The sequence below is a fragment of the Bacillus sp. JJ1127 genome, from assembly GCF_036965845.1.
GTDB lineage: Bacteria > Bacillota > Bacilli > Bacillales > Bacillaceae_G > Bacillus_A.
Window position 1 is genome coordinate 9,744 of record NZ_JBALQK010000189.1, and the last position, 10,186, is coordinate 19,929.

10 protein-coding genes and 1 pseudogene are annotated in these 10,186 nt (G+C 35.3%); 5 read left to right on the forward strand and 6 right to left on the reverse strand.

Going from position 1 to position 10,186, the window contains the following annotated elements:
- Nucleotides 1-296: 296 nt before the first annotated feature.
- The 3 genes and pseudogenes from V7183_RS18300 to V7183_RS18310 all read left to right on the forward strand — a co-directional run.
- Nucleotides 297-2,120 (forward strand): APC family permease, encoded by a 1,824-nt coding sequence (locus V7183_RS18300; RefSeq protein WP_335360383.1) that lies wholly within the window; start codon nt 297-299, stop codon nt 2,118-2,120.
- A 318-nt stretch (nt 2,121-2,438) separates the two neighbouring features.
- Nucleotides 2,439-2,624 carry a PspC domain-containing protein gene (locus tag V7183_RS18305; RefSeq protein WP_097898139.1) on the forward strand — a complete coding sequence of 62 codons (186 nt, stop codon included), beginning with the start codon at nt 2,439-2,441 and terminating at the stop codon, nt 2,622-2,624.
- Nucleotides 2,625-2,689: 65 nt separating this feature from the next.
- Nucleotides 2,690-2,800, forward strand: a pseudogene (locus tag V7183_RS18310) (multidrug resistance efflux transporter family protein); the annotation flags it as partial.
- Between the two features lie 43 nt (nt 2,801-2,843).
- Here V7183_RS18310 and V7183_RS18315 read toward each other — a convergent pair.
- From V7183_RS18315 to V7183_RS18325, 3 genes are all read right to left on the reverse strand, one after another.
- Nucleotides 2,844-3,275 (reverse strand): Rrf2 family transcriptional regulator, encoded by a 432-nt coding sequence (locus tag V7183_RS18315; protein ID WP_141523117.1) that lies wholly within the window; start codon nt 3,273-3,275, stop codon nt 2,844-2,846.
- 117 nt (nt 3,276-3,392) lie between these two features.
- Nucleotides 3,393-4,613, reverse strand: coding sequence for an ABC transporter permease (locus V7183_RS18320; RefSeq protein ID WP_097898141.1), 1,221 nt, complete (start codon nt 4,611-4,613; stop codon nt 3,393-3,395).
- 2 nt (nt 4,614-4,615) lie between these two features.
- Nucleotides 4,616-5,500: an ABC transporter ATP-binding protein gene (locus V7183_RS18325; RefSeq protein ID WP_141523116.1), complete on the reverse strand. Its 885-nt coding sequence runs from the start codon at nt 5,498-5,500 to the stop codon at nt 4,616-4,618.
- 376 nt (nt 5,501-5,876) lie between these two features.
- Between V7183_RS18325 and V7183_RS18330 the strand changes: the two genes are divergently transcribed.
- Nucleotides 5,877-6,704, forward strand: a complete 828-nt coding sequence (locus V7183_RS18330) for a 5'-nucleotidase, lipoprotein e(P4) family (RefSeq protein ID WP_097898143.1) — start codon at nt 5,877-5,879, stop codon at nt 6,702-6,704.
- A gap of 28 nt (nt 6,705-6,732) precedes the next feature.
- Here the strand turns inward: V7183_RS18330 and motB are convergent, their stop codons facing one another.
- Together motB and motA are read right to left on the reverse strand one after the other, a co-directional pair.
- On the reverse strand, nt 6,733-7,518 hold the full coding sequence (gene motB, locus V7183_RS18335; RefSeq protein ID WP_335360384.1) for a flagellar motor protein MotB: 786 nt from the start codon (nt 7,516-7,518) through the stop codon (nt 6,733-6,735).
- On the reverse strand, nt 7,508-8,302 hold the full coding sequence (gene motA, locus V7183_RS18340; RefSeq protein ID WP_097898145.1) for a flagellar motor stator protein MotA: 795 nt from the start codon (nt 8,300-8,302) through the stop codon (nt 7,508-7,510). The genes motB and motA overlap by 11 nt, the downstream gene beginning before the upstream one ends.
- Nucleotides 8,303-8,585: 283 nt before the next feature.
- Between motA and V7183_RS18345 the strand changes: the two genes are divergently transcribed.
- Nucleotides 8,586-9,365 (forward strand): M15 family metallopeptidase, encoded by a 780-nt coding sequence (locus V7183_RS18345; protein ID WP_097898146.1) that lies wholly within the window; start codon nt 8,586-8,588, stop codon nt 9,363-9,365.
- Between the two features lie 34 nt (nt 9,366-9,399).
- Here V7183_RS18345 and V7183_RS18350 read toward each other — a convergent pair whose 3' ends face one another.
- Nucleotides 9,400-9,846, reverse strand: coding sequence for an acyl-CoA thioesterase (locus V7183_RS18350; RefSeq protein WP_097898147.1), 447 nt, complete (start codon nt 9,844-9,846; stop codon nt 9,400-9,402).
- Nucleotides 9,847-10,186 lie beyond the last annotated feature (340 nt).

Here is a 10,186-nt window from a genome sequence, read left to right on the forward strand (position 1 = left end):
CTAAAAAGAGGGGTTTTATATCGTTTTTTTATTGATGTATAAAAAAAGCCTATTTCGATACAAGATCATCTTTTCAATCAAATAGTTTTATAATTTCTTATCTAAACAGTAACCCTACACGCTATACCTGCTCTAACACTATACTAAGGATTGTCTCTACAAACCGTTCCCACATATATATTAAACACTCCATTTATTACCTCTTCATTTTCAGAAACCTTTCCCATAAAGTCGTTCATACTACTAGATAGAATCAATTCACTTTGTACGCAAAATTATATATTGGTGGTGTTATTATGTTTTCAGTCTTCAAACGATTTTTAATTGGTAGACCACTTAAATCAACAGCACTAGGAGAACAAAAATTAAATAAACTTAAAGCACTTGCAATTTTGTCTTCTGATGCTCTTTCTTCTGTTGCTTACGGGACTGAACAAATTTTAATTGTTCTCGCTGCATTTGGAGCGATTGCTTTTTGGTATTCCATTCCGATTGCAGTCGGTGTTTTAATCTTATTAACAGCACTTATTTTATCTTACAGACAAATCATCTATTCTTACCCGCACGGCGGCGGTGCTTACGTTGTTTCAAAGAAAAACTTAGGTACGAACGCTGGACTGATCGCCGGGGGATCACTACTTGTAGATTATATTCTGACTGTAGCAGTAAGTGTTTCAGCTGGAACTGACGCCATTACATCAGCCTTTCCAACATTGCATCCTTACACCGTTCCGATTGCAGTTATACTTGTCATGTTTATTACGATTTTGAATTTAAGAGGCGTGACGGAATCAGCTTCCATTTTAGCCTATCCTGTCTATCTTTTTGCATTTGCACTTGTTATTTTAATTATTGTTGGTATTGTAAAAATTACTACCGGACAAGCTCCCGCCAATTTACATACACCAATTGGGACTGTCGTACCAGGCATTACACTATTTTTCTTATTAAAAGCATTTTCATCTGGCTGCTCTGCCTTAACAGGAGTAGAGGCTATTTCAAATGCAATTCCAAACTTCAAAGAACCAGCAGCAAAAAATGCAGCAAAAACATTAGTGATGATGGGAACGATTCTCGCTATTTTATTTACGGGTATCACATTTTTAGCATATTGGTATGGAATTGCTCCAAAGCATAACGAAACTGTCGTGTCTCAAATTGCTTCAAGTGTATTTGGAAGAAATTTCATATACTACTTTATCCAAGGAACTACGGCGCTTATTTTAGTATTAGCTGCCAACACAGGATTTTCAGCGTTTCCACTTTTAGCATTTAATTTAGCATCAGATAAATATATGCCGCGTATGTATTTAATGCGAGGGGATCGCTTAGGATATTCAAATGGAATTATTACGTTAGGAATCGGTTCTATCCTTTTAATCATAGCTTTCCACGGAAAAACCGAACAACTTATTCCACTGTATGCCGTAGGAGTATTCATTCCTTTCACATTGTCACAAACAGGTATGATTATAAAATGGTTACGAGAAAAACCACAAGGATGGATGCCTAAATTACTAACAAACTTATTAGGTGCTCTTATTTCATTAACTGTGCTTCTCATTTTCTTTATTACAAAATTTGCACAAGTATGGTCCATTTTTATCTTTCTACCTATCATTGTCTTCATTTTTCATCGCATCCACCATCACTATGATGCAGTAGGAGAACAATTACGGGTTAATTTTGATGAAATTACCGAAAAATCAAACGGTAATATCGTAATTGTTCCCATCGCTGGCATTACAAAAGTAGTCGAGCAATCCATCAATTACGCAGAAACAATTAGCGATCAAGTTATCGCTGTATATGTAGCTTTTGATAAAGAAAGCGAACTACGTATGCAGAAAAAATGGAAAGAATGGCAACCAAACATTCGCCTTGTTACCTTTATCTCATCTTACCGAAGTTTAATGCGACCTATCGCAAAATTGATTACAATTATTCAGCATAAAGCACAAGAAAAAAACCGCTTTGTTACTGTTTTAATTCCGCAATTCATCACAAAGAAAAGCTGGCATAATATTTTACACAATCAATCAAGTGTATTGCTTCGCGTTTACCTTTTATATAAGAAAAATGTTATCGTTACAACAGTGCCGTATCGCTTTCGGAAATAAAGTGAAACTTTAATCAGTGGGGGTTTTTTTCATCCCCCACTAATTATTAGTTGAACGAATCGGGCTTTTACGGACAGTTGATCCCCCACCTAACTTCTTTGCTTTTGCTGAATTTTGAGGTGAGGGTCTTACTGCCCGCAAATAGCGGGATAAATTCATATATACCTAAAAAACCATTACAAACATGTAATCTTCTTTCAGAAAACTGTAATATTATTCGATAGTTCCCTTGCGCTTTTCCTTATAAAATAAAAGTAGAAGATATCACCGATACATATAAAAATAACTGGTGGTATCCAAAAAGGAGAGGATTTTATAATGGAAAAAAAGTTACGTAGATCTGAGGCCGATAAAGTATTATTTGGTGTATGCGGTGGTTTAGGAGAATATTTCGACATAAGCGCTAGTATGATTCGAATTCTTTGGGTAATTGCAATTCTATGTTTCGGAACAGGCTTTTTAGCTTACCTTGTTTGTTTATTGCTTATGCCACGTTCTTACTAAAAGGCACCGGTACCTACTTGGTACCTTTTTTGTATCTTTCATTTATTAACTTATTTCCCTATATATTCCCTGCCGGACTCTCACTTATCTGTATGATTATCATAATGGCTGGAATGGTCGCAAATAGTATTTTAAATCGCTCTGCTTCAGTTGCTACACAAAAGAAAACAGCATAGCAATAGGTAAAAAAACGAGCCCTCTTATATGAGACTCGCTTTTTTACTTTTTGATTTTCGATTGTAAATTTGTAACAAGCTGCTGAACTGTTACATTCGCAAGTACATTTTCCATCGCTTCTTGTGCTTGCATTAATATAATCTCTAATACAGATTGAATATTAGCTCCTACTGGACATTCAATGTTGGGATTCTCATGGAAAGAAAATAGATGCCCTTCTTCCACTACTTCCACTGCTTTATATACATCAAGTAATGTAATCTCATCTAAATCACGAGCAAGTGACGTACCACCTTTTCCAGCTTGGACATCAACAAGACCCGCTCTCTTCAACATTCCTGTAATGCGACGAATCACAACTGGATTTGTATTCACACTACCGGCAATCCATTCAGAGGTACAGCGAGAGTTTCGATCTATCGCAAGTAACGTTAACATATGAACACCTACTGTAAAACGGCTACTAATTCCCATCTGCACACCCTCCTTTACGTTCATTCTATCAAAAGACGATACATATTATTATATACTATTTCTTATTTACACATAAAGAAAAAGCATGATTCCCTTAGAAAATCACGCTTTGCCTTCTTATTGACGCTTGATAAACTTCGCTAAATCTTTAAATTTCACTTTATCAGAGTAGTTCATGACACCGTTGACGTAAATGCGGCTTGTAACGAAATTTAAAATAGCGATTGTTACCAGTAAAATTGCTAAAGTAATACTAATTTCTAATGCACCTGCTTCTCCTGCTATAACACGGGAGAATGTGACCATTGGTGTAAAGAATGGAATATATGAACTAATTACAACAATTGTACTATTCGGATCACTTAGTGATTTAATGCTAATGAAAAGTGCACCCATGATTAACACTATAATCGGTATTGAAACGCCCTGTAAATCTTCTATTTTAGAAACAACAGCTCCAGCTGCCGCATACATCACTGCATATAACAAATACCCTGTAATAAAGTATATTAAAAACAAACTTATAACTTTCGCATCTAATTTAGCAAGGTCAATCGGAAGACCAGCTAATGATGCATTATCTAAGCTGACCCACCCAAGTAAATAGGGGATAAAGAAACCACAAGCCGAAATCAATAATTGTAATAAGGCAGTTGAAACAACTGCTAAAATCTTCGCATACATCATCGTAAGTGGTTTTACTTTCGGAAGCATTACTTCCATTACACGCGATGATTTTTCAGATGCAATATTCATGGCAATCATATTTCCAAAAGTCGCAATAAAAATATATAACGCAAGCGTAAAGATGTAAGCAATCCCAAAGGAAGACGCACGATCTTTTATCGCTTCTTCTTTCATCGGAATTTCCATTTGCAATTGTTTTGCTACTTCTGGAGACACATTATTTTTTTCAATCATTACCGCTGTATATTGCTCCTTCAAATAACTTGCTATGAGCGTAGATGTTGACTGACTTGGAAAGCCACTATACATATACGTAACTTCTGGAATGCCATTCTTTTCTGTAATACGGAATAGACCGTCTAACTCTCCTTCTTCCACTTGCTTACGTAACGCATTAAATTCTTCTTTTTGCGCCACAGTTACTTTCGCTGATGGGAGTAATTTATTTAAATCACTTTCCTGTACTTTATATGTGGTACTTTCTGTTACCACCGCGATTTTATCTTTCCCTTTATCTTTATCATCAGTAAAGTGGGTAAACGCCATAATCCCAAACACTATTAAAAATAAAATCGCACTTGTAATTAATGATTTTTTGGATAAAAACGATTCCCTAAAATAAAATGAAAATACATGAGGAAATTTACGCATTGTTATTTCGCCCTTTCTACGAATATTTCGTTTAACGTTGGCTCTAGCATTTTAAATTGCCGTAAGCTGACACCTTTTTCTTGTAACTTTTGTAAAATCGTTAGGGCTTCTGCGTCATTCTGAACTTTCACATAAAGCAGTCCTTGTTGTTTTTCGTACGGAATATTTAGAGCTTGCAATGCCTGTTCATTTTCTAACGCATCTTCAATTGTTAAATTACGAAAACCGTATTCTTGTTTAATATCACTTAGATGTCCTTCTACAACTGCTTCTCCTTTTTTCAAAATACATACATGTTGGCAAAATGCCTCCACTTGTTCCATTCGATGACTCGATAAAATAATTGTTTTCCCGCTTTGTACTTGTTCTTCAATAATACTTGCTAACATACCAGCATTAACTGGATCTAGCCCGCTAAACGGCTCATCTAAAATAAGAAGCTCTGGATCATGAATAAGCGCCGCAATTAATTGGATTTTTTGCTGATTTCCCTTTGAAAGCTCTCCTGCCGTTTTAAATTTATATTCTGGGATTGCTAATTTCTCCAACCAACGATCAATTGCACGATCCACTTCCTTCTTCGTCATTCCTTCTAATCTGCCAAAATAGCGCAGTTGATCTACCACTCTACTTTTTGTATATAATCCTCTTTCTTCTGGAAGATATCCAATTGTTACACCGCTCTCAGAAATTGCTTTTCCGTCCCATGTAATCGATCCTTCATTAGGAGTTAATAAACCGAGGAGCATTTTAATCGTTGTCGTTTTTCCTGCACCATTTCGGCCAAGTAGTCCTAGCACTTCACCTTTTGGTAATGAAATTTGCAATTGATTGACTGCTTTTGATTCACCAAATATTTTCGTTAAGTTTTGAATTTGTAAACTCAAAGTATAAATCCTCCCCTTCTCTATCATCCTTGCTCTTTTTTAAAAGTTATGATTATTTAAAGCAAAATATCGTAACACATACGATTTTATTTCATCCCATACTTACTCCCACTTATATACCACTCCCTCTATCATCCACCATTTTCTTCATTTAGTTAAAATTGTAAATAATAAATAGTTTATTGTCAATTATAATTGTCATTTTGACAACCAAAATTGTCAAAGATAGCAGTAAATTTTTATTCATCATCCTAATATAGGGCATACTACTATATATACAAAAGACAATATGCAAAAGTTCATAAAAAAAACTACAAATAACATTACATTTTAATATATAATATTAGATGATTTAGTAACATCAAGGAGGGTACATATGAAGATGAAAAGAGGCATTGCCACTTTATTATCTGTAGCAGTTCTTTCTACATCACTTGTAGCATGTTCAGGAACAGCTGAGAAAACAGTGGCAAAAGAAGAAAAAGTAAAGTTAACAGATCAGCAATTGATGGCCGATTTATGGTATCAAAAAGCTGGTGAAGCAAAAGCATTGTACTATCAAGGATATAACATTGGTCAATTAAAACTTGATGCAGCTCTTGCTAAAGGAACAAACAAAAAACCTGCTATTGTACTTGATTTAGATGAAACTGTTTTAGATAACAGCCCTCATCAAGCAATGACTGTAAAAACAGGAAAAGGCTATCCTTATAAATGGGACGACTGGATTAATAAAGCAGAAGCAGAGGCTCTTCCTGGGGCAATTGATTTCTTAAAATATACAGATTCTAAAGGTGTAGACATTTATTACATTTCAAACCGTAAAACAAATCAATTAGATGCAACAATTAAAAACCTTGAACGCGTTGGTGCTCCACAAGCAACGAAAGAACATATCTTGTTGCAAGATCCGAAAGAAAAAGGGAAAGAAAAACGTCGTGAACTTGTTTCACAGTCGCATGATATTGTCCTATTCTTCGGTGACAACTTATCTGACTTCACTGGCTTTGATGGAAAATCAGTAAAAGACCGCAATCAAACAGTTGAAGAAACAAAAGCACAATTCGGTGAGAAATTCATTATTTTCCCTAACCCAATGTACGGTGACTGGGAAGGCGCTTTATATGATTATGACTTCAAAAAATCTGATGCAGAAAAAGATAAAATTCGCCGAGACAATTTAAAATCATTTGATGTGAAATAATAAAGGATGGCTTTCGCCATCCTTTATTTTATTCCATATTTTTTGTTAGAGGTAAAATAAATACTTCTACACGTCTATTCTTCGCTTTTCCTTCTGATGTATCGTTCGACGCAATCGGACGATATTCTCCGTATCCAATCGCACTAAATTTCCTTGGGTCCAATTGATTGTTTTGAAGCAAGGCTTGCATAAAGTTTACAGCACGCTGCGTACTTAATTCCCAGTTTGACGCAAACTGAGCATTTGCAATTGGAACATTATCTGTATGACCAGATACTGTAATCTCACGCGGAGCTGCTGAAACTAATAAATTCGACATTTCTTTGGCAATGTTTAACGATTCTACTTTTACATCAGCTTTCCCTGAATCAAACAATATATTCTCTAATATCGTGATCATCAAACCACGCTCTGTTAATTCTGTTTTAAAAGAAGATGACAATTGTTTTTCAGAGATATATTGATCAATACTTTTTTGTACCGCTTTTAATTCATTCATTTCTTGCTGTTTCACTTCAGCTTCAGCTTGTTTTTTCAGTTTTTCAGATTCAAGACTATTTGCCGATAAATCTTTTTCATTCTTTGGTTTTTGATCACTTAAAAACTCTTTTTTTCCTGTACCACCGGACAATTCACTCTTGAAAGCGACTGCCATTTGTTTAAACTTGGCAGCATCAATACTACTCATCGCAAATAAAACGATAAAAAGTGCAAATAGCAATGTCAGCATATCAGAATATGGAATTAACCATGTTTCATCAATATGCTCTTCATGTTTTTTCTTTTTGCCTCTTCTACTCTTTCTACTCCGCATTTTTTTCCGCTCCCTGTTCTAGCTTTTTACGCTCAGTCGCAGAAAGTGCACCTAAAATACGATTTTTCATGATAAACGGATATGTACCTTCTTGCAGCATTAATAAACAATCAATAATTAGACGTTTCTTTTCTAGTTCTTCTGCAGACTTTTGCTTTAGTTTATTCGCAAATGGATGCCATAACACGTAACCTGAAAAAATACCAAAAATCGTTGCAATAAATGCGCCTGAAATAGCATGTCCTAACTTGTCAATATCAGTTAAATTCCCAAGTGCAGCAACAAGACCGATTACAGCACCTAAAACCCCTAACGTCGGTGCATACATCCCAGCTTGTGAAAAAATAGCTGCACCTTTTGCATGACGTTCTTCCATCGCTTCTAATTCAGCCTCTAAAATTTGCTCTAAATCTTCTGCAGATACACCATCAATAACAAATTTCATACCGCGCAGAAGAAACTCATCTTCGATTTTGTCTAATTGTTGTTCTAGAGACAAAATACCATATTTTCTACTTTCCGATGTCCAATGAACAAATAACTCCAACAATTGTTCATAACTTAAATTCTTTTTATTTGAACCAAAAAGAATTTTAAATAATTTTGGCACCTTTTTTAAGTGATTCATTGGAAACGCAATACATACTGCCGCGGTTGTTCCAACGAAAATGATCATTGCTGCGGCAGGATTTAATAGTGCGGCTATGTCAGCACCCTTAAGAAACATCCCTACTATTACCGCAACTACACCTAAAATAATTCCAATAATTGTTGCAAAATCCATTCCCACTCACTCCTAGTCTATACAAGAGGTCATTCATTCTTATTAATCGTTACATCTTCTTATATATATATATTACATAAAAAATTACTTTCATGAAAGCTTAGATATGTATTATTCCGAAAAAAAAATCCACATTGACACATTTTTCTACACCAACTGACATTTTCTTGCATTTTCTTTGCAATTCTATTACATTACGACTCTTATGTTTCTTTTTCAAACTACTAGATTTATAATGAAACAATCAATAAATTATAAGAAAGGACTGAAATTACACAGCTTTATGAAAAAGATAGTTATTATTTCTGCCGCTACGATTGTAATCGGTATCACATCCTTGGCTTATTTCGGTTCGAAGTCTCTACTACACAATGAAGCAAAAGCTGTCGAAACACAAAAACATGTTGAACATCCAAAAGAAGAGATTCCTGCCTTTCCAAAGGCAGCACAGACAGCCAAAAAAATAGATGAAAACTTTTCTCTTGTTACAAATCCAGATTCACCGCTTGTATTAGTAAATAAACATCGTAAATTGCCAGATGGCTATATACCAGAAAATTTAACTAAGCCAAACGTTCCATTTACATCTCCAAAAGATAAAGAAAAAACATTACTTCGTAAAGATGCTGCCACTGCTCTTGAAAAAATGTTCCAAGCTGCAAAAGAGCAAGGTCTAGAGCTTACAGCTGTATCAGGTTATCGTTCATATAAACGACAACAATCCTTACATAATACATACATTAAACGTCAAGGACAAGCTGAGGCTGATTCAGTTAGTGCAGTTCCTGGAACGAGCGAACATCAAACAGGGCTTGCAATGGATATTAGTTCTAAATCTGCAAAATATCAATTAGAACCTATCTTTGGAGAAACTGAAGAAGGAAAATGGGTAGCAGCACACGCACATGAATTTGGCTTCGTTATTCGTTATTTAGAGGACAAAACAGATACGACAGAATACGCATATGAGCCATGGCATCTTCGCTACGTTGGCAATCCATATGCTACATACTTACATAAACATCACCTAACATTAGAAGAAGCAATGGGTGAAAAAAAATAAGAGAGCCATTTCGCTCTCTTATTTTTGCATTCTATTATTGTAACAGCTTTTGTTTCCATTCTTCGAGCCAAGGTGCTCCTTTTCCCGTTTTCTTCGATGCTTGCACCATTGCTCCGCGTCCAACTAAGCAAACTTCACCAGCTTCATTCTTCGCCATATAGTGTAAATCTAAAGAAGAGTTTCCAATTGATCCAGCTTTAACATATACCTTTAAATGTTCATCAAAGAAGATTTGTTTCAAAAAGTTACATTGAAGATCAGCAACTACAATCATCGTTTCTGACGCTTCATGGGTCCATTCTTGCATAAAACCGAGCTCCTTAAAAAATTCAATACGTGCTGCTTCAAAATATGTAAAAGCAACACCGTTATTCATATGCCCAAACATATCGGTTTCACCAAAACGAACCTTAACAGGAATATAAAATGAAAAATCACTTTCCCATTTCTCAAAGTCTTCAATATATGAAATCCTCTTCATAACTAACTCTCCTTTGTTTCGATCTTATAAGGTGAAACTTCCATCAGTGAAGGTTTTCTTCATCCTCCACTGATGGAAAGCACCACCTATCTTCCTCGCTTTTCTCTGAATCTTGAGGTAAGGGTAGGGATATTACTGCCCGGGAATAGTGGGATAAATCATTTCACTCTCAAATATATATTTCAGAATAAAACAAAAATTACAAAGACAAATCACTTAAGAATATTGATATATATACATCAATTAAAAAACCGACATAAACCCCCTCTTTTTAAGTGGGAGAGAGCATATGGCCATGCATAGAAGCGGTCAGGGCCTTTTTCTGCCACATGCGAAGTAA

Excerpts from the sequence above, each read along its gene's own strand:
- V7183_RS18300 (WP_335360383.1), top strand. The coding sequence starts at position 297 with ATGTTTTCAGTCTTCAAACGATTTTTAATTGGTAGACCACTTAAATCA.
- V7183_RS18305 (WP_097898139.1), top strand. The coding sequence starts at position 2,439 with ATGGAAAAAAAGTTACGTAGATCTGAGGCCGATAAAGTATTATTTGGT.
- V7183_RS18315 (WP_141523117.1), bottom strand. The coding sequence starts at position 3,275 with ATGGGAATTAGTAGCCGTTTTACAGTAGGTGTTCATATGTTAACGTTA.
- V7183_RS18320 (WP_097898141.1), bottom strand. The coding sequence starts at position 4,613 with ATGCGTAAATTTCCTCATGTATTTTCATTTTATTTTAGGGAATCGTTT.
- V7183_RS18330 (WP_097898143.1), top strand. The coding sequence starts at position 5,877 with ATGAAGATGAAAAGAGGCATTGCCACTTTATTATCTGTAGCAGTTCTT.
- motB (WP_335360384.1), bottom strand. The coding sequence starts at position 7,518 with ATGCGGAGTAGAAAGAGTAGAAGAGGCAAAAAGAAAAAACATGAAGAG.
- motA (WP_097898145.1), bottom strand. The coding sequence starts at position 8,302 with ATGGATTTTGCAACAATTATTGGAATTATTTTAGGTGTAGTTGCGGTA.
- V7183_RS18345 (WP_097898146.1), top strand. The coding sequence starts at position 8,586 with ATGAAAAAGATAGTTATTATTTCTGCCGCTACGATTGTAATCGGTATC.
- V7183_RS18350 (WP_097898147.1), bottom strand. The coding sequence starts at position 9,846 with ATGAAGAGGATTTCATATATTGAAGACTTTGAGAAATGGGAAAGTGAT.